Source organism: Candidatus Omnitrophota bacterium (assembly GCA_040755155.1).
Lineage (GTDB): Bacteria > Hinthialibacterota > Hinthialibacteria > Hinthialibacterales > Hinthialibacteraceae > JBFMBP01.
On sequence record JBFMBP010000155.1, the window covers coordinates 23747 to 43516 of the forward strand.

Consider the following 19770-nt stretch of genomic DNA (forward strand, 5'->3'; position numbering starts at 1 on the left):
ATTGTGGCGGATAAAACGAATGGGAGAATGCAAATTATGACGATTCATTTCAATTTACGGGCGAAACTCTTATCGATTGGATTAATATTATCGGTCGCGCCTATGGTCATTACCCTCGTTCTTGTATTGAAATCGAACCAAAAGATGGAGAAAGCAGCGTCGGAAGAGTGCATCCAATTGGCGAGGGCGGACCTCGACCATATCGTCAAGGGCGTTTATGCCATGTGCCAAAGCCACGCCGAAGTTCTGCAACAAGCGGTAGACGCTTCTTTATCCGTAGCGGATAGCGTGATGAAAACCTACGGCGCCGTCAGTTTTTCTCCCAGCGAAATGGTTTCCTGGTCGGCCATCAATCAATTTACGAAAGACGGCAGCGCGATCAACCTGCCCAAAATGATGGTGGGCAACGTCTGGCTCAAGCAAAATAAAGAGATCGACATAGACTCTCCTATCGTTGACGATGTGAAGAAGAAAGTAGGGGGAACTTGCACCATCTTCCAGCGGATGAACGAGGCGGGAGATATGCTCCGCGTCTGCACTAACGTTTTGAAACTGGATGGAACTAGGGCCATCGGCACTTATATTCCCAAAACCAATCCGGATGGCGCGCCCAATCCCGTCGTCGAAACCCTGCTCGCCGGCCGAACCTACAGAGGTTTGGCTTATGTCGTCAACGCATGGTATATAACGGCCTATGAACCGATATTCGATGGCGGCGGAAAAGTGATCGGTGCGCTCTATGTCGGCGTGCCCGAAACCGTCTCTCGGGAGATCAAAAATATCAAAATCGGCGAAAGCGGCTACGTATACGTCCTCGATTCCAAAGGAACCTACGTCATATCAAAAGAGGGAAAGCGAGATCAGCAAAATATATGGGATTCCAAAGACGATGCGGGCCGATTTTTCATTCAAGACATTTGCAAAATAGCCGTCAGTTTGAAACAAGACGAAATCGGCGAACAAATCTATCCTTGGAAGAACGAAGGCGAGGCGACGACTCGTTCCAAAATCGCCCGTATTATGTATTTCAAACCCTGGGATTGGATCATCGGCGCCGGAGCGTACGAAGACGAAATCTTTCGAGCGGAGAGAAAAATTTCCCAGATCGGCCGCACCAGCAATATCTTATTATCCATCGTTGCGGGCGTGAGCATTCTCGCCGCCATATCGATCTGGTTCTTGGTGACGTTGGGAATTACCCGGAAAATCGGTTTCTCCGTAAGTCGGCTGGCCGAAACGACGGAGAACGTTACGACGGCGGCGGACCATATCGCCCAATCCAGCCAACAGCTGGCCCAGTGCGCCAACGAACAGGCCTCCTCGTTGGAAGAGACGTCGGCTTCCTTGGAGGAAATGTCCTCCATGACCAAGCAAAATGCGGAAAACGCCCGTCAGGCCGACGCCATGACGATGGATTTGCATAAATCCGCCGAAAGTTGCCGCGATTCGATGCGGAAGATGACGAAGGCGATTCAGCAAATCAAATCGTCCTCCGATGAAACGGCGCATATCGTCAAGACGATCGACGAGATCGCCTTTCAAACTAATCTGCTGGCATTGAATGCGGCCGTGGAAGCGGCCCGCGCGGGCGAGGCGGGCAAGGGATTCGCCGTCGTGGCCGAAGAAGTGCGCAACCTGGCTCAACGCAGCGCCAAAGCCGCCCAGAACACGTCGAAACTCATCGAAGAATCGCAAAAGAATGCGGAGCACGGCGTTTCCGTTTCGGATGAAGTGGCGGACATTTTGGAAAAAATCGCCTCCGGAATTCAACGGGTAACCCAGCATATCGCGGAGGTATCCTCCGCCAGCAACGAACAGGCTCAAGGCATCGGACAGATCAACGAAGCCGTGATGCAAATGGATAAAATCACGCAATCCAATACGGCTTCCGCCGAAGAATCCGCCGCCGCCAGCGATGAACTTTCCGCCCAAGCCAAGTATCTCAGCGATACGATGAAAACCCTTGTTTCCTTGATCGGCGATCAAACAGCCCAAAAAACAATGGTGAACGAATGGGAACGCGGGAGAAAAGACAAGACGGGAAAGGATAAACAAGCGTTCCAGAAACGCCAACCCCTTATGCTGCGCCAAGAGACCAAGGAAAGAAAACAATTGCCGTTATCAAAGAAAAATTCCCAGAAACTCAGCCCGGATGAGAGAAAAAATCTCCGTCCGGAAGACGTGATTCCGCTGGATGACGATTTTGGGGATTTTTAAGGAAAAGAAGTAACTAAGTAGAGGCTCTTGCAAAATTAATGAAATCCGTCTTAAAATTCTCCCCCCAAGATTGGGGGGAGTTAGAGGGGGTTGATTTTAATGGACTTATGTCAACCCCCTCCTAACCTCCCCCAAGCTTGGGGGAGGAATAAAGGAATTTTGCAAGAGGCTCTATATAAAACAAAAAAATAGAATCGATGCGATCGCAATAATTTTATTCTATTCGCGGGAATGGGGACTTTGAATAACAATTATATTAATCCATTCGTGGAAAGCGTTTGCGATTTTTTTTCCACCATGCTGGGCAGCGAAGTGAAGCGCGGCGACATACGACTTACGCGCCGCCAACCTGTCGGCGCACGGGAAATCGCTGTTAAAATCCAATTTGCGGGAACGACCAATGGCATATTGGTCTTTTTTCTTCCCGCCGCTACGGCGATCGAAGTTGCGCATCGGTTCATCGGATTGGATATGGAAACCGTAGACGATTGCGTTTTGGACGCCGTCTCCGAGTTCGCCAATATTGTGGCGGGAGGCGCGAAATCGAGAATACAGGCGGGATTGAACGGTCCGCCCCTTGATCTTAGCCTTCCAGAAATCATTCGAGACAGCCATAATTTCACCCAAATTCTCTCCCGCTCCGCATGGCTGGAAGTTCCTTTCGCCAGTGAGATTGGACCTTTTGAAATCTTGATCCACCTTGAAATGAATAATCGAAAGAGGAGAAATGATGAAAGCGTTGATTGTTGACGATTCGGACGCCATGCGCAGGATTCTGATGCAATCTCTAATCCAGGCGGGCATTAACGAATTCGGACAAGCTTCCGACGGATTGGAAGCTATGGCCGAAGTCGAGAAAAATCAATACGACGTCATTTTAATGGATTGGAATATGCCAAAGATGTCCGGTTTGGAGGCATTGAAGAAAATCCGCGATGCGGGAAAAACGATGCCGGTCATCATGGTTACGACGGAAGCGGAAAAAGGCCGAATCATCGAAGCGCTCAAAGCGGGCGCCAACAATTATATCGTGAAGCCGTTCAAAACGGACACGATTATCATCCGCGTTCAAGAGACGCTAGGGAAAAAATAATCGAGCGTAGAATCCCCTACAGCATTTAACGCTAACGGACTGGAAATTGGATTCAAGGAGGCTCGACGATTCCCTTTCGACGCCGAGGCCAACGCGAATCGGCGGATGTTGTTACATTGAGCAAACGACTGAGGTGGTGAATTTTTTTGACCATTCAAACCTACAACGCCAATCTATTGAATCGTTTTCCGCAAGAATCTCAAAATCTTCCTTTTCGCTTTTCGGAGATGGACGCTGCTTCCTACGAGCAGTTCCGAACCATCATCTACGAAAAAAGCGGCATCTCTCTAGGGACGGGGAAAGAGTCGTTGGTTTCCGCCCGCATCGCCAAAAGGATGCGCACTCTCGACCTAAAAGATTACAAAGCCTATCTCAACCACTTGTATTACGACGAAACCGGCGAGGAAATTTACAATCTCCTAGACGTCATTTCCACCAACGTTACCAGTTTCTTTCGCCAACCTGACCACCTGGATTTTCTAAGCCAGGTTTTTTCCCAATGGATCGAAGAAGGCCGCAGCCGGTTTCGTTTTTGGTCTTCCGCCTGCGCTACGGGAGAAGAGCCGTATTCCTTAGCCATGAAACTTCTCGACGCGGCCGATAGACGGCGCGTCGACATTAAGATTCTCGCAACGGATATTTCCACTCGAGTAATTAAAGAGGGAATGCAAGGACTCTACGAAAAAGAAAAACTGAAGCCGGTTCCCGGTTATTACATTCCGCAGTATTTCCAGGCGCTTCATGGAGAAGGAAAATCGTTTTACGAGATCAAGCCATTCGTGAAAGAATATATCCTATTCCGCAGGCTCAATTTATCCGCTCCCCCCTTTCCGATGCGTGGACCTTTCGACGCCGTTTTGTGCTGCAATGTTCTGATCTATTTCGACGACGCCGTGCGCAAAAGACTGCTGGAGAACATCCATCGGCTCCTAAAACCCGATGGATATCTCTTTATCGGCTATTCGGAAAGCATAAAGCTTCTGGCGAATAACTTTCGCATGATTAAACCCTCTATATATATAAAAGAATGAGGATCCTAGAGAAAGATGGTTCGAGTTTTCGATCGGCCACTCAGGAATTTTTCGAGCATTCGTAAAAAACCTAACCATCTTTATCTTTTTGAGGGATAACCGCGGCTTGATATAATCAATAATAGAATCTGCTTTATCCCGACAATCGACGGCCATGAAAAAAATACAAGTCCTCATCGTTGACGACTCGCCGCTGGTGCGAAAAATATTTACGGAAGAATTGTCGCGCGATCCTGACATTGAAGTCGTTGGTTCGGCTCCGGATCCCTATATCGCCCGCGATATGATCGTCTATCTCCAGCCGGACGTCATTACCCTGGATATCGAAATGCCGCGTATGGACGGCATCACCTTTCTGCGCAAACTGATGCACTATTACCCGCTGCCGGTCATCGTCATCTCCTCTCTGGCGCCTGAAGGAGGGGAAGTGGCCCTCGAAGCGATGGAGGCGGGAGCGGTGGAAGTGATGTGCAAACCGAAAAAAGGGTACTGGATCGGCGACATGTCTGTGGAATTGATCGATAAGATCAAGGCGGCGGCCCAGGTGGACGTGCAAAAGCGGGATGTCCGATTAGCAAGTCCTTCCGCACAAGCGAAGCGCCTCCCATTAAAGAAAACTCCCAATAAAATCATCGCCGTTGGAGCGTCCACCGGAGGCGTCCAAGCCTTGCAGATTCTTCTTCATAAGATGCCGGAAAACGCCCCGGGCATGATCGTCGTCCAACATATGCCTGAACATTTCACGTTATCTTTCGCCAACCGCTTAAACCAGATTTGCCAGGTCGAAGTTAAGGAAGCGGAGAATGGAGACTCCGTCGTTCCTGGCCGAGCGCTGATCGCGCCCGGCAATCGGCACATGACGCTGCAAAAAAACAAGAACCAGTTTCAGGTGGAAGTAAAACAAGGGCCGCTGGTGTGCCGGCATCGCCCTTCCGTCGACGTGCTCTTCCAATCCGTAGCCCGAAATGCAGGAGGTCAAGCCATCGGCGTCATTATGACCGGAATGGGAAAAGACGGTTCCAAAGGATTGTTGAAAATGAAAGAGAACGGCGCATCGACCATCGCTCAGGACGAAGCCAGCTGCATCGTCTTCGGGATGCCGAAGGAAGCCATTAAATTGAACGCCGTAGATTACGTTTTGCCCCTAGAGCATATTGCGGAAAAAATACTGCAACTCTGCGACTCGACTTAATCCGCTGTCAGAAATAAGAAATAATCGGCCCAAATAACCCGTCTGTGAAATCGCCATTTCTTTACTCTTCCTGGCCGCGATAGGTCATAAGGCGATTCTCATCCACATAATCCGTCTTGAACGTAGACATAGTCTGGGAAAGGGATGTCGATTGGGCGGCGTTTTCCTGGGTGGATTGGTCGATTTCAGATAAAGCTTTGTTGACCTGATCGATTCCCTGGGCCTGTTCGTTGGAAGCAACGGCGATTCCTTCGACGAGATTGGAGGCTTTTTTGCTTTTATCAGAAACATCGGAAAACGCTTCGCTTGTCGTCTTCAACAAATTGCCGCCATATTTGATTTTTTTCACCGTGTCTTCGATGAGCGCCGCCGTATTTTTCGCCGCTTCGGCGGATCGCATCGCCAGGTTGCGGACTTCATCGGCCACAACGGCGAAACCCTGCCCCGCTTCGCCCGCTCGCGCCGCTTCGACGGCCGCATTCAAGGCGAGAAGATTGGTCTGAAAAGCAATTTCATCGATCGTTTTTATGATTTTCGCCGTTTCGGCGCTTCCTTCCGAAAGTTCCTCCATCGATTTATTCAGCGAGAACATCGAACTGTCGGCCTGGTTGATTTCCTTGATGATATTCTGCATGAGTTCGTTAGCTTCCTGAGCTTTGGAGGCGTTGTGCTTGGTCATGCTGGCGATCTGGTTGATGGAAGCGGAGGTTTGTTCCACGGCGCTGGCCTGTTCCGTCGCGCTGCTGCCTACGACGAAAGCCGCTTGTTGCGCTTGCGTAATTACGGCGTTCAGTTTTTCGATAAAAGAATTGAACAAGTTCGCTACGATGCCGATTTCGTCATGGCTCTTGATAGGGATGCGGCGCGTGAGGTCTCCTTCGTCCTGTTCGAAGAGTTGCAGTAAATTCACGAATTTTCCCAGAGGTGCGCCTACGAAGCGCCGCACAAGAATAAACATGGCGACGACGATGACGACGATGACGCCTAATATCGTATAAACGGAATTATGAAAGCTGCCTTCCTTCATGACGGCTATGGTAGCCGTCGCTTGCCGTTCGACGTCCGCCAAGGCCTTGGTCGAGAAGCGAAAATAGGTAGTGCCTCCATTTTCTCCCATTTTCCAGGCATTGTGGCAACGAATGCAATCTTGAACGACGGGTTGGGGCTGGAAGATTTCGATCGCTTCGCCAATATGCCGCATAATCATATCGGGATGGCTCAACAAACGGTCTTTGAGGTCATCCGGCGCTTTTTTTCCGATATTGGCGGCGTCCGAGGAGTGTGTAACGACGCCATTGCGGTCGAATAAAGAGAATTCCAACAATCCTTCCACTTCTTTTTGTTCTTGGAGCAGTTGAGTGAATTTCTTCATTTCACCCCTCTCCAAAGATCCGGCGATGGAACGGTCCACCGATTTGTAGATATTTTTTGCGTTTGTCTCTTCCCGTTCGCGCAAAATACGGATGTTGCCGTCCGACAGGCCGGTGATTTGCTTCACCATGCTTTTATATTGGAGGAGTTGGGCAAACGTGACCACGACGATCAAGCCTGCCAAGAGCGATAAGATCAATTTCGTATGAATTCTCATGAGCTCACTTCCCTAGGCCTTGTTGGACTCGCCTTTCCGATAGAAGGGAAAGTCGGCTTTGGATGCGAAAGTTTCCGAAGCGCAGCCGATGCAAGGAGCGCCCGCCTTGATGCAAGTGTTGGTATGGGAGTTCCAATAGCGCAGCGTACAATCCGCATGAGTCTGCGGACCGAGGCATCCTAACTTAAAAAGACAGCCTTCGGAGGACAAGGTCTGGGCAAAGGACTCCCGCTCGTAATCGGCGAAGCGGGGACATTGTTCGTGGATCAGCCGGCCGTAAAACATCTTGGGACGATTAAAGCCGTCTAGTTCCGGCAGACCGAATTGGAGAAGATGAACCAGCGTACCCGTCAACCAATCCGGATGGCAAGGACAGCCCGGCAGCCGGATAAGAGGCTTCGCTATTCCCTCGTTTTCCAGAAATCGGGGGACGCTGACGGCTCCGGTCGGATTATTCTCGGCGGCGGGAATGCCGCCAAACGCCGCGCAAGCCCCAATGGCGATGACGGCGTTTGCTTTTTGCGCGGAACGGGAAACCAGGCTGGCGATGGACTCTTCGCCCATTTTGCAGGCTTCCGGCATTCCCGCGGGAATGCTGCCTTCCACGACGAGATAAAATCCCCCCTCTTGAATCATGCGATGAACGATCTCCATTCCAATCTCGCCCGTGGCGGTGGAAAGCGTCGAATGGAAGCGCAGAGAAATCGATCCCGTGAGTATTTCGGCGGGAGTGGGGCTGTCTGCGTTTAAAAAAGAAACGGAACAGCCAGAGCAGCTTTGACCTTGCAACCAAACGACCGGCGCCTGGCCGGCGGCCAGTTGTTCCAACGATTCCGCGATGCGGGGAGCGGCGGTTGCGCCCAGACCCATCATAGCGGCTAGTTTTACGCTCCGTTCCAAAAATTCCCGGCGGGTTATACGCGGCATGGGATCACTCCTTCTCAATGTACGGCGCAGGCGATGCATGGATCGAACGAGCGCACGACGCGCGCCGCTTCGATCGGATTCTTTTCGTCGGCGATCGGCGTATTCAGTAACGCTTCTTCCACAGGCCCCCGCGCGCCGCGATCGTCGCGTGGAGAACAGTTCCACGTCGTAGGCACTACGCATTGGTAATTGGCGATGCGGCCGTCGCGAATTTCCAACCAATGGCCCAATGCTCCCCTCGGCGCTTCATGCAAACCGGCGCCCGTCGCCGATGGAGGAATCTCGAAATCGTGATAAGTGGGGGCGCCGGGCTTCAATTGTTCAACCCATTCCGCACATCGATCGGCGACGATTTTCGTCTCGATCGCCCGCGCCGCATGGCGTCCCAACGCGGAATTCAACACTTCCGGACCGCTGTAGAATCGAGTCAATACGGAATCGACCAAAGATTTCACAGCGGTATTTGTCCCTCTATGATAGGCGACGAGAATGCGGGCCAAGGGGCCAACTTCCATCGGTCTTCCGCCATAGCGAGGCGCTTTAAGCCAGGAATAGGCTCCGCTCTTTCCTGGCGCGGGAACCGTCGCGCCTTCCGAAGGACGCAAACCGGAAGGAGACGAGAAGAAGGAGCTGCGGACGTCTTCGGCAATCTTGCCGGCTTCGAATTCTTCCAATTTTCCGTCGATCATCGCCCCGGGAGGGAAAAGCCGGGCGGCGCCATCGGACGATTCGGGGAAGACGCCGTAGGCGAGGTAGGCGCCGATGCCTTTGCCGATGCTGAAATAATCGGGAAAGACGCTCGCCACAGCCAATACGTCGGGGATATAGCATTCATCGATAAAGGTTTGCACTTTTTTCAGTTTCGAACGATAAGCGGCGATTTTAACGGCGTCGATGGTTTCCGATACGCCGCCGGGAACCAGAGTGGCGGCGTGCGGCAATTTCCCGCCGAACAAAGCGGCCATTTGGTGAGCCAACGCCCGCATGTCGAGCGCTTCCAGATAATGTTTGATGGCGGAGATATTGATTTCGGCGTCCGAAACGTATTGCGCATCGTATCGGGGCAGAAAAGGCGCAGCGGGATAAAGCGCTTTGGATTCCAATTGATGCGTTACCCAATCTTTTAGACTGACTAATACGGCATCCTTGCCCTGATAATTCGCAATAGCGGCGATGTCGATGAAATCGAGCGCGCAAAGGTGATAAAAATGGATAATGTGCGATTGGATAAAGTTGGCGCCAAGGATCAAGTTTCGAGCCAGGCGCCCATTATTAGGAGGTTGTACGCCATAGGCGGCGTCCTGAGCAAGAATGGAAGCCACTCCGTGGGAAATAGGGCATACGCCGCAAATGCGTTGAGTAATTTGTTGGGCGTCCAACGGATGGCGCCCCCTTAGAATGACTTCAAAACCGCGAAACATTTCCCCGGAACTGAAAGCGTCCGTCACGCGGTTATTTTCCACCTCCACGCGAATGGCCAAATGGCCTTCGATTCTAGTAAGCGGATCGATATGAACCGTCTTAGCCATGAGTTGCCGCCTCTTTTCCGTCTATATATCTCTTGATAAAAGAAAAGCGTTTCCGTTCCCAATTAAGAAATATTTTCGGCTTTTCCCTAATTTAAAAAGAAAAAATCTTCTTCTCTTTATATGAAATAAACATGACGTTTTTACGGATTAAGTATTATTTCTTAATAATAACAGAGAAAAGGGTTTATTTTATAGGGGCTGCGATCGGAATTATGTCGATAAATTTTCCGGATTTGGGCGTTATATAATCAAAATTCATTATCTCATGCCGCGCGTCTGAAATCGCGGGCATCGCATCCCTAAAAAACAAAAAAAATCATGGCGGGAACCTTTATCTCCGCTCCTTCGTATAAAGAGACGAAATGGATGAACGAGGCGAGGCGCAGGGTATGGAAGAATGGGTCGAACAGTGCCGCAACGGCCAGGCGAGCGTTTACGCCAAGGTCGTCAAGGCGCTGCAACCGAAAGTGCTGGGATTTCTCTACCGCATGACCCAAAACCGCGAACTGGCGGAAGATATCGGTCAGGAAGCATTTTTACGCGCTTTCCGGCTTTTGGATCGATACGATCGGAAGAAGGCCGCCTTCTCCACCTGGTTGTTTACGCTGGCTCGAAACCTGTGCCTCGATGAGTTGCGTAAAAGCCGAATTCGTTCGGTCAGCCTGGAGGAGGCGGCCGCAATTCCAGCGGAATCGGAATCGAATCCGCATCGCGCCGTCCAGGAAAGGGAATGGGAGCAACGCATCGCCGAAGCAGTCGGACGATTGGAACCGGAATACCGGGAAGTCTTCGTCCTGCGGGAATATCAGAATCTGCCGCTTGAAGAGATTGTTCAAATCACCGGTTTTCCGTTGGGAACGATCAAATCCCGGCTGCATCGGTCGCGTCTGCGGCTGCAAGAAATCCTGGCGCCGATGATGAACGACTTGTAAAAACGGGACTGGGTGACAAGGAGCTGGGAGACTGGGAGACTATGTCCCCAAGTCTCAAAGTCCCAAAGTCTCACAGTCTCAAAAAAAAGGGGCGAATCATGGACGAATTATGCCGTCGATACCAAGAAAACTGCGGAGACGCCGATATGCCGGAGGAACTGGCCAACCACGGCGCGTCGTGCGAAAAATGCCTGGCGTTTTGTCAGCGGCAAGAAGCATTGGCTAAGGTCTTGCCGTCGTGGAAAACGCCCGCCTTTTCCGAAGATTTCACCCTCGGCGTCATGTCGCGTCTGGCGGAGGAGCGCGCGCCGCGCCGCGTTCGCGATTGGCTGCGCGGTTTATTTTCGGCCCGGTTAACGGCGCCGGTTCCCGCCGTCGCTCTCGCCAGCCTTCTGCTCGTCGCATCTTTGGGATTAAACCTGTTCTTCTGGACTAATTCCGGAACGGATAAGACGAACATTTTGATCGCGCCTGGGGGGGTCTCCACGATTCCCAACGCCATACCCGCTTCCGGTCCCTATTCGCTATTTCCGCGAGAATGGAATGCGGCGGGCGCATTTTTACTCATTCCAATGGTGGATATCGACCTGTTGAACTCCGAAAAAGAATGGCTCGTTCACCCGACCGTCAAACCATCGAACAAAATATAACGAAACAAGGAGAAAGAGAAATGAAAAGGTCTGTTTATAAAATAAGTTCATTATTGATAATAGCGATTTTTTCCGCAACGGTTTGGGCGGAAGACGCCGCCTTGAGGGCGAAAGTGGAGGCGTTATACGCCAGCTACAAACAAGCGATCGAAGCCAAGGACGTCGACGCCGTCATGGCGAATTATTCTTATGATTATCTTGCGATTTTCATGGGCATCCCTAAGGAATCGCAGCGAGATATGATCAAGGGTCTTTTTAATCTATGCCAAGGCGATATTCGGTGGTCGGCTAAAATCGAATCGGTCGAGCAGAAAGGCGATTATATCAAGGTCGTATCCAATATCCTGCTCGAAGAGAAAAAAGACGCGAAATGGACGCCGATTTCCAAAAATGCGTACGTGGAATTCCTGTCGGAGGAAAAAGGCGCGCTCAAGATCCGGTCCAACGCCGCTATTAATAAAGAGCGGTTGAAATGGATCGACGGCAATCAATACAAAGATGGAAACACTGGCGTTTCGTTGACGGCGCCGAAAGATTGGACCATCATTCCTATGATCGTCCCCAATATGAATGACGGCGTGGCCGTCATCGCTCCCGACGCCGTCTGCGTCGGCGTACTGGGGATGTTGGAGTTACCGGGAAACATTGGAGGAAAAGAAGCGGTGGAGGGGGATGACGCCGCCGCGAAACGGTTGGCGGGCGATTCCTACAAATTGTTCCAATCCGGTCCGCGAACGGTCGGCGGCGCGGAAGGATACGAGAGCGTAAGCCAATTTCAATTGGTAGTCGATAAAGCCGTATTCCCCGAACGGAAGCGATGGCGTGTTTATTTCAAATCGGGTGGATTGCTTTACATATTCAATTTCGACGCCTTCCCGCCGGATCGATGGGAAAAAGTGAAGCCGGGATTCGAATCCATCCTCAATTCCTTCGCTCTCTCCGCCGACGCCAAGGCTAACGCCGCGAACCGGCTGCGGGAAAAAAAGGCGGGCGGCGAAGTAACGGGACGCATCTATACCAACCGCGAATACGGCTGCCAAATCGCCGTGCCTGAAGGGTGGAAACAAAAACCGACGACGTTGGGAGATGCGTATCTTTTCACGGTGGAAATGGCTCCGCCGCAAGGGAAAAGCCTAGTTCGCTTTTTAGCCGTGGACACGAAAGGCAAACTTGGTTTGGACGATCTCGTGAAAGGCGATATCGAAACGATTAAGATATTGACGAAAGATTTTACCAGCGAACCCACGCAGGATATTCAAGTTGGATCCCTCAAAGGCAAGACATACAACATTCAATTCTCCTTGGAAGGATTGGGAACCGTGAAACGGAAATGCGCTATGTTCATCGTCAAGAATATCGCCTATTTCATTATCTGCGACGCTAATCCTCCAGCGGAATATCCGACGTTGGAATCTAAATTTAATGAGATTATCGAATCGTTGACCATCAATTGAGGCGAAAGGAAATGCAGGGGCGGCCGCGGAAAGGCCGCCCCTGCGGAATCATAAAATTTCAATAATCGATTGAAAAAAAATCGAGGCATAAGATGGAAGCGGCGATCGTCATAGAAAACGTCACAAAGCGATTCCGGCATACCGTCGCGTTGGATCAGGTGAGTTTTTCGATCCCGCGAGGCGAAATCTTCGGTCTTCTCGGTCCCAACGGGGCCGGGAAGACTACCCTTATGAGAATTCTCGTCGGCATTTTGGGAGCAGATGAAGGACGCATCCTATTCCGCGGAGAAAGCGACAAGCCCTTGAAACACCGTCTCGGCTATTTGCCGGAAGAACGTGGGCTTTATCAAAAAATGAAAGTGATGAAATTCCTTCTGTATTGCGCTTCCATCAAGGGCGTCGGCAAGAAAGAAGCCTTGCGCCGGATTGATAAAGGCTTGGCTCGGCTCAACCTGCCAGGCGTAGAGAACCAAAAGATCGAAGAATTGTCTAAAGGCAACCAACAGCGGATTCAGTTGCTTATTACTCTCCTGCATGAACCAGACCTCTTGATCCTGGACGAACCTTTTTCCGGCCTCGATCCCGTCGGTTCCGACCTGATGAAGCAAATCTTGATCGAGGAAGCGGAGCGGGGCGCGGCGGTGATGATCTCCACGCATAACATGGAAACCGCGGAGCAATTATGCCGCCAAATCGCCTTGATCCATCGCGGACGCCTCCTTCTCTCCGGTTTGCTTTCTCGCATCAAGCAGGAACAAGGCCAAGGCGAATTGATCGTGAATTATCAAGGCGATTCTCATCAAGCGGAAAACCTTGAGGGCGTCGTCCTAGAGTCCGCCGAAGATCATTGCCTGCGCTTGCGCTTGGCGCCGGAAGCTTCTACGCCGCAAATCGTCAGAGCCTTGTCCAACCAGCTAGACGTATTCAGCGTAACGCGCCGCGAGCCGTCGTTGCACGATATCTTCGTGCAACTCGTAGGGGGAGAGGAGAAAATATCATGAACATGAGTATGCGCAACATCATTCTCGTCGCCAAACGCGAATTGGGAGAAATTATTGGAACGAAGGGATTTCTCTTAATGTTGTTTTTGCCGATGGCGATGTTGTTTCTCATGGGCGCCTTGATTCCATTAGCAGACAAAATGATGCGCAAAGCTAACGCAACGCGGACGCAATCCTATCGCATCGGCATCATCGGCTCCACTCCGGAAATCGTCAAAGCATGGCGCGAGAAAATTCTGGATCGCAAACTGGCCAACGGGCTTCCTATGTTCGAATTAATTCCTCTCTCATCCCTCACTCTTCCCAAAGAAGCGCTGGAAGCGAGCGCCAAAAGCAAAGTGCGGGGCAAGGAATGGGACGCCTATGCTATGATTCAAGGCGACATCCTCGAACAAGGACGCTGCGACTTCAACAGTATGCGCGGCTTCGATATGCGGTTGACGGGCGATTTATCGCGCGCCTTGGCCGACGTGACGCGGAAGGAGCGATTGAAGGCGGAAGGATTGGATCCGGCGCGCATCGACCATCTTACGCGCTGGATCAATTGGAACGAGTACGAACTATCGCCTGCGCCGGCGGCGGATGGAAAAGGCGGCGATAAAAGCCGCGCCGGTTTCGATAAGTTGTTCATTCCCGCTTTAGTATGCATCATGCTGATGTTCTTCTTGACCTTCGCCACCACCCAGCGCATGTTGCGCACCATCGTGGAGGAGAAAACATCGCGCGTCGTCGAGGTGCTGCTTTCCTCGCTCTCTTCCACCGAACTCTTGGCGGGAAAGGTTTTCGGCTATTACTTGATTGGTTTAATTCAATTCGCGGTTTGGGTGGGATTCGGCCTCGCCGCGTTATATTATAAGCAAATTCCTATCGCCAATTATGTTCCTGCCGGTTATTTCTTTCATTTCCTCATCTTTCTCACTACAGGATATCTCTTTTACGCCGCCGTATTCGCCGCCATTGGAGCGGTTGTTGGCGACGAGACGGAATCGCAGCAACTCCAAGGAGTGGCGACGATCGTCATCGTCATTCCCTTGATGTTCAACATCGTACTGATTACTCAGCCGAATTGGTGGCCGGTGCGGCTGCTCAGCTTCGTGCCATTCTTCTCGCCCACCGTCATGGCGGTGCGGATGGTGGTTGTTTCCATTCCCTGGTGGGAAATGTTGGCGATCGCTTCAACTACTTTATTATTCGCCATAGCGGGGATTGGCTTAGCGGCGCGCTTTTTTCGGATTGGCGTATTAATGACAGGCAAACGGCCTTCCCTCAAGGAATTATGGCGATGGTGTTGGCTGCGGGAAGATCAAAGCGTTGTGGAAAACGAATAGAATCGAGGCGATGAACATGCGTTCGAATCTCCGGAATTTTTGCAAAATGAAAATAATCGTTTTGGCGGGAATCGCCTTGTTCTGCTTCGCTCGCGCCGGTTTTTGTCAGGACGTTTCGCTGAAAGAAGGCGAAGCCATCATCGAAACATTGGATGGCATGATCTTGGCGGGAAATATTGAAGAGAGTACAAGCGGCGAAGCGGCGCTGCGGACAGAATACGGATTGCTGCAAATCCCATTGAACTGCATTCGCCGCGTCAATGGCGACCGCTACGATCCCGCTATCGGCATCGTGCGGGAACAATCCATCGCCATCGAATCAGACGGAGACGTAGTCTTCGAATCCATCGTTCCCATTTCCAGCCGTTCGCAAGACGGCTACGTCAATATTCTCATTGAGGGAAACGTTTTGGACATCAAGGACCTCAACGACCATTCCTTGCCTTTCATGGGCCGCCAATTCAGCGGCTTTACGCGCTGCGCCGTTCAAGTTCCATCCTATCGCCTATCCGCGCTGCTCGTGCGATCGTTAATCAAAAAGGGCGCATTGGCTGACAACGATAACATTCGTTACGCCTATCAATACATTCCCCAAACCAACCAAAATTACCGGCTGAGGCTTACGCTCCCGCCCAATAGCCTTCAAGTAGAAGCGGCCCCCGAATTCGTGCGCGACGCTTCGGGAGCGTTGATATGGGAGCGTTCCTTGAAACGGCAAGAGAAAACCGATTTCGAAGTATCTTTTTGTTTGCCTCCCAGCCAACCATAGTTATGTAGTTGTGTAGGGTTGACTCAAAGCGAAGCGTAGCCCACCATTTTCCCTTAATCCCTTTCTGGACATAGCGCAAAAAAATCTCTCTAACCGTTTGCATCGGATTTTTTTTGCGCTATAATGCAAGTAAGCGCTTGCTTTATAAAAGGAGCATGAATATGGATGCAAATCAAACGCACGAACGCATTCTCCAGGCGGCTTTGAAAGTATTCAGCCAATCCGGCTACAAGGGCGCATCGACGCGCGCCATCGCCAAGGAAGCGGGAGTCAACGAAGTTACGCTCTTCCGGCATTTCGGAAACAAGCAGAGCCTCTTCGCCGAGATGATCGAAAACTATTCCACCATCCCCTATATCAAGGCGGCGCGGGAAAATGGCGGAAAATCCCTAGAAAACCGCATCTCCCGCCTTGGAGTACAGGTCATAAAAGTTTTGGAGGAACGGCGGGATTTATTGTCCGTTCTCCTTTCCGACGGCGCCCGGCTTAAAAACCAAGGCGAAGATTTGCTGCGAGGAGGGCCAGGAAGAGTATTGGAACATTTGATTTTATGGTTTCGCGAGGCGAGAAAGGCGGGAGAGATCAGAAAGATCGAACCGGAAGCGGCGGCGCGGGTTTTTATGGGCATCTTTTTCTTTTATATGATCTTTCAAAAAATATTGCCGGGAGAAAAATTTTTCCCCGTGAATGAGAAAGCGATGGTTGGCGAATTCGTTGAAATACTGCTGCGAGGCATTTTGCCATTGGAGAAAAGAACATGAAGCGTTTAATCCCTCTAGCGATTATCGCCGCGCTCCTCGGCGCCTGGTGGCGGCATGAAAGCCTTCGTTCCGAATCGGCGCAATACTCGGGAACCGTCGAAGCGGAAGATGCGGCGTTAGGGTCGAAAGTCGGCGGCCGCGTCGTTTCCGTTCCGGCTAAGGAAGGCGACGCCGCCAAAACGGGGGATGTTCTCGTGCGGCTCGAACGCAATGCGTTGGAAGCTCGCGTCAAAGAAGCGGAAGCGGAGCTGGAACGCTCGCGGCAGCAGCTGCTCGAACTCGAACGGGGCAGCCGCCCGCAGGAGATCCAGCAAGCCAAGGCATTACTGGAGGAAGCGCGTTCGAATCTACTGCTCATGCAAAACGGATCGCGCCAGGAAGACATCCGCGCCGCCCAGGCCAACGTGGATGCAGCGAAAGCGGAGATCGAACTCGCTGCTTTGACGGAGAAGCGCCAAGTGGAATTATTCGCCAAGAAAAACACTAGCGAGGAAAATCTCGACCGCGCCCGCAAGGAACTGCGCGTCGCCCAAAACCGGCTGCGGGCGGCGCAAGCGGAACTGGATCGGCTGCTAAGCGGCTTCCGTACGGAAGAGATACAACAAGCGCAGGCGAAAGTGAATGCGGCATCCGCCGCGCTGACGTTGATGGAGGAAGGTGAGCGGGAAGAAACGATAGCTCAGGCCAAGGCGGATGCGATGCGCTTGGAATCGGCGCTGCAGCGCGCCCGCATCGACCTGCAGGAAGCGGATATCCTCGCGCCGTCGGAAGGCGTGGTGGAAACATGCCGCTTGCAACCCGGCGACTTGCTTTCGCCCAATCAGACGGCGTTGACCATGATTCTCTATCAACCGTTATGGATTCGGATTTACGTTCCCGAAAGCCGCTTAGGACAATTTTCCGTAGGGGAAGAATTGGAATTGACAGCGGCTTCTTTTCCCGGACAACGATTCAAAGGCCGCATCGCCCAGGTCAATCGCCGCGCCGAATATACGCCGCGCAACGTGCAGACGCCGGATACGCGGGACGATCTGGTTTTCGGCGTGAAGATCGATATCGAAGATTCGAAACGTCTGTTGCGGCCCGGCATGGTCGCCGACGTTTTTCCAATGTCTAAAAATGAGGTTGCGCCATGAAGCCCGTTATCGAAGTGGACAATCTAACCAAGCGTTTCGGCCATTTTACGGCGGTGGACCGCGTCAGTTTCAGCGTCCCGCGCGGAGACATCTTCGGTTTTCTCGGCCCCAACGGTTCAGGGAAATCGACGGTCATCCGTATGCTTTGCGGGCTGCTCTCTCCCACGGATGGCGACGCGAGATTGTTGGATTTCAGCGTGAATGACAATCCCGCCGAGATCAAAAAACATATCGGGTACATGTCCCAACATTTTAGCCTCTACCGAGATTTGACCGTACGCGAAAATATGCGCTTCTTCGGGCGTCTTTACGGATTATCCTGGCCGAAAATCGACGAACGCCAGAAGGTCCTTTGCGATTACCTGGGACTGACAGACTATCTGAATCGGCAGGCAGGGATTCTTTCGGGAGGCTGGAAGCAGCGGCTGGCGCTGGCTTCGGCGTTGATGCACGAGCCGGAAATCGTCTTTCTAGACGAACCGACGGCGGGAATCGATCCTGTGGCGCGGCGGGAATTGTGGGACCTTCTGTTCGATCTTTCCGCTAACGGCATCACGTTTTTCGTCACCACGCATTACATGGACGAAGCGGAGCGTTGCACGCAAGTCGCTTACATCTATCTTTCAAAACTGATCGCCTGCGGCGAACCATCCGCGTTGAAACTCAATCCTGAAGTAACGCCGGAAGGCTGCCGGCGCCTGGAAATTTCGGCGCAGCCGGTAACGCGGCTTTTAGAACGCTTCCGCCGCCATCCCCAAGTCCGATCCGCAACGATCTTCGGAGAGGCGGCGCACGTAGTAGTAGAAGAGTCGTTTGACGAAAACGCCGCCGCGAATTATGCGCGGGAAGAAGGTTTTCCCAGCGCAGATATAAGAGAAGTGTCGCCGACGCTAGAGGATGTTTTCGTTTCCTTGACGCTGGCGGAAGAAAGGAGGCGGCGATCATGAGAACGACAGGATGTCTCGCTATACTGCGTAAAGAAATCATCCACATGCTGCGCGATCCAGCGACGCTGATTTTTTCCATGCTGCCGCCGATCGTGCAAGTCATCGCCTTCGGCTTCGCCATCAATACGGACGTGCGCAATCTCTCGACGGTGGTTTACGATCAGGATGGACGCGAATCGAGCCGGGAGTTGATTCATTCGTTCGTTAACACGGGAACCTATAAGATTACGGGCTATGTCTCTTCGCATGAAGAATTGATGCGCAGCCTGATAGAAGGACGCTCCACCGTCGGCGTGGAGATTCCGCCGGATTATACGGATCGTTATAAGCATGGGAAAAGCGCTTCCGTCGGGGTTTTTCTGGACGGGAGCAACAATACCATCGCGCTGCAAGCCATGTCCACGGCCAACGGCATCGGTTTGCAATCGTTGATGAAACAGTTGACGCAACTAACCGGCCAGGAAAATCCGGAACGGCCAATTGACATTCGTCCGCGCGTGTTGTTCAATCCCGACCTACTCTCCGCCGACTTTTTCGTGCCGGGAATCATCGGCGTGGCTATTCAACTTTCGTTGACGATGCTGGTCGCCTTCGCCATCGTGCGCGAGCGGGAGGTGGGAACGCTGGAGCAGCTCATGGTCAGTCCGGCAACGCGCCTGGCGCTGCTTTTGGGAAAACTGATTCCCTACGTTTTCCTGGCGTTTTTCCAGATGAGCGTTTTGATCATCGTCATGAACGCCGTATTCAACATCGAAATTCAAGGCGATGCGGGACTCCTATTCGCGTTGTCCGGCATTTTCGCGCTCGCTGTCGTCGGCATCGGCCTTCTCATCAGCACGGCGGCGAAGAACCAGGTTCAGGCCACCCAAATGGCGATAGCGACGCTGCTGCCATCGATCTTCTTTTCGGGATTCATCTACCCCCGCGATACCATGCCCTTCATTTTCTATGCATTCAGTTATCTTTTGCCATTGACGTATTTTCTCAATATTCTCCGGGGAATCGTTCTGCGAGGCGCGGGGATTGTAAATTTATTGCCATCGGTTATTCCCCTCTCGGTTATGGGAATATTGCTCTTTACGATGTCGGTGTTGAAATTCCATAAACGGTTGGATTGAGAAAGGAATGATGAGTGATAAGCTTCCTTACCGAGGAATTCGGCGATGGTAGAAAGAAAAAGGACCGAGGAGTCTTGGCTCGGCGGGAGCCTCGCCC

General features: G+C 51.9%; 18 protein-coding genes. 15 read left to right on the plus strand and 3 right to left on the minus strand.

Annotated elements, in window-relative coordinates; all coding sequences use genetic code 11:
* The first annotated feature begins 36 nt into the window (after positions 1-36).
* From AB1656_24710 to AB1656_24730, 5 genes are all read left to right on the plus strand, one after another.
* Positions 37-2217, plus strand: a complete 2181-nt coding sequence (locus tag AB1656_24710) for a methyl-accepting chemotaxis protein (protein ID MEW6238599.1) — start codon at positions 37-39, stop codon at positions 2215-2217.
* Positions 2218-2457: 240 nt separating this feature from the next.
* A complete protein-coding gene (locus AB1656_24715; GenBank protein MEW6238600.1) occupies positions 2458-2967 on the plus strand; it encodes a chemotaxis protein CheX in 510 nt (169 codons plus the stop codon).
* On the plus strand, positions 2945-3310 hold the full coding sequence (locus tag AB1656_24720) for a response regulator (protein ID MEW6238601.1): 366 nt from the start codon (positions 2945-2947) through the stop codon (positions 3308-3310). The genes AB1656_24715 and AB1656_24720 overlap by 23 nt, the downstream gene beginning before the upstream one ends.
* A gap of 146 nt (positions 3311-3456) precedes the next feature.
* Positions 3457-4341, plus strand: a complete 885-nt coding sequence (locus AB1656_24725; protein MEW6238602.1) for a CheR family methyltransferase — start codon at positions 3457-3459, stop codon at positions 4339-4341.
* 154 nt (positions 4342-4495) lie between these two features.
* Positions 4496-5533, plus strand: a complete 1038-nt coding sequence (locus AB1656_24730) for a chemotaxis response regulator protein-glutamate methylesterase (protein ID MEW6238603.1) — start codon at positions 4496-4498, stop codon at positions 5531-5533.
* Positions 5534-5594: 61 nt separating this feature from the next.
* On the opposite strand, the gene AB1656_24735 is transcribed toward AB1656_24730, so the two are convergent.
* From AB1656_24735 to AB1656_24745, 3 genes are read right to left on the minus strand one after another with little or no spacing between them, the layout of a single operon-like run.
* Positions 5595-7121 carry a methyl-accepting chemotaxis protein gene (locus AB1656_24735; protein MEW6238604.1) on the minus strand — a complete coding sequence of 509 codons (1527 nt, stop codon included), beginning with the start codon at positions 7119-7121 and terminating at the stop codon, positions 5595-5597.
* Between the two features lie 12 nt (positions 7122-7133).
* Positions 7134-8048, minus strand: a complete 915-nt coding sequence (locus tag AB1656_24740) for a hydrogenase small subunit (protein MEW6238605.1) — start codon at positions 8046-8048, stop codon at positions 7134-7136.
* A gap of 14 nt (positions 8049-8062) precedes the next feature.
* A complete protein-coding gene (locus AB1656_24745) occupies positions 8063-9577 on the minus strand; it encodes a nickel-dependent hydrogenase large subunit (GenBank protein MEW6238606.1) in 1515 nt (504 codons plus the stop codon).
* A 362-nt stretch (positions 9578-9939) separates the two neighbouring features.
* Between AB1656_24745 and AB1656_24750 the strand changes: the two genes are divergently transcribed.
* From AB1656_24750 to AB1656_24795, 10 genes are all read left to right on the plus strand, one after another.
* Positions 9940-10509, plus strand: a complete 570-nt coding sequence (locus AB1656_24750) for a sigma-70 family RNA polymerase sigma factor (GenBank protein MEW6238607.1) — start codon at positions 9940-9942, stop codon at positions 10507-10509.
* A gap of 98 nt (positions 10510-10607) precedes the next feature.
* Positions 10608-11159 carry a hypothetical protein gene (locus tag AB1656_24755; protein ID MEW6238608.1) on the plus strand — a complete coding sequence of 184 codons (552 nt, stop codon included), beginning with the start codon at positions 10608-10610 and terminating at the stop codon, positions 11157-11159.
* A 20-nt stretch (positions 11160-11179) separates the two neighbouring features.
* Positions 11180-12613, plus strand: coding sequence for a hypothetical protein (locus tag AB1656_24760; protein ID MEW6238609.1), 1434 nt, complete (start codon positions 11180-11182; stop codon positions 12611-12613).
* Between the two features lie 92 nt (positions 12614-12705).
* Positions 12706-13614, plus strand: coding sequence for an ATP-binding cassette domain-containing protein (locus AB1656_24765; protein ID MEW6238610.1), 909 nt, complete (start codon positions 12706-12708; stop codon positions 13612-13614).
* Entirely contained in the window at positions 13611-14942 is a 1332-nt protein-coding gene (locus AB1656_24770; protein MEW6238611.1) for an ABC transporter permease, read from the plus strand. The genes AB1656_24765 and AB1656_24770 overlap by 4 nt, the downstream gene beginning before the upstream one ends.
* A 46-nt stretch (positions 14943-14988) precedes the next feature.
* The gene (locus tag AB1656_24775; GenBank protein MEW6238612.1) at positions 14989-15711 is read left to right on the plus strand and encodes a hypothetical protein; all 723 of its coding nucleotides are present in this window, start codon (positions 14989-14991) and stop codon (positions 15709-15711) included.
* A gap of 161 nt (positions 15712-15872) precedes the next feature.
* Positions 15873-16472 carry a TetR/AcrR family transcriptional regulator gene (locus AB1656_24780; protein MEW6238613.1) on the plus strand — a complete coding sequence of 200 codons (600 nt, stop codon included), beginning with the start codon at positions 15873-15875 and terminating at the stop codon, positions 16470-16472.
* The gene (locus AB1656_24785; GenBank protein ID MEW6238614.1) at positions 16469-17608 is read left to right on the plus strand and encodes an efflux RND transporter periplasmic adaptor subunit; all 1140 of its coding nucleotides are present in this window, start codon (positions 16469-16471) and stop codon (positions 17606-17608) included. Before AB1656_24780 ends, AB1656_24785 begins: the two co-directional genes overlap by 4 nt.
* Complete coding sequence (locus AB1656_24790; GenBank protein ID MEW6238615.1) at positions 17605-18555, plus strand: ABC transporter ATP-binding protein; 951 nt, start codon at positions 17605-17607, stop codon at positions 18553-18555. The genes AB1656_24785 and AB1656_24790 overlap by 4 nt, the downstream gene beginning before the upstream one ends.
* Positions 18552-19673: an ABC transporter permease gene (locus AB1656_24795; GenBank protein ID MEW6238616.1), complete on the plus strand. Its 1122-nt coding sequence runs from the start codon at positions 18552-18554 to the stop codon at positions 19671-19673. The genes AB1656_24790 and AB1656_24795 overlap by 4 nt, the downstream gene beginning before the upstream one ends.
* Positions 19674-19770: the final 97 nt, after the last annotated feature.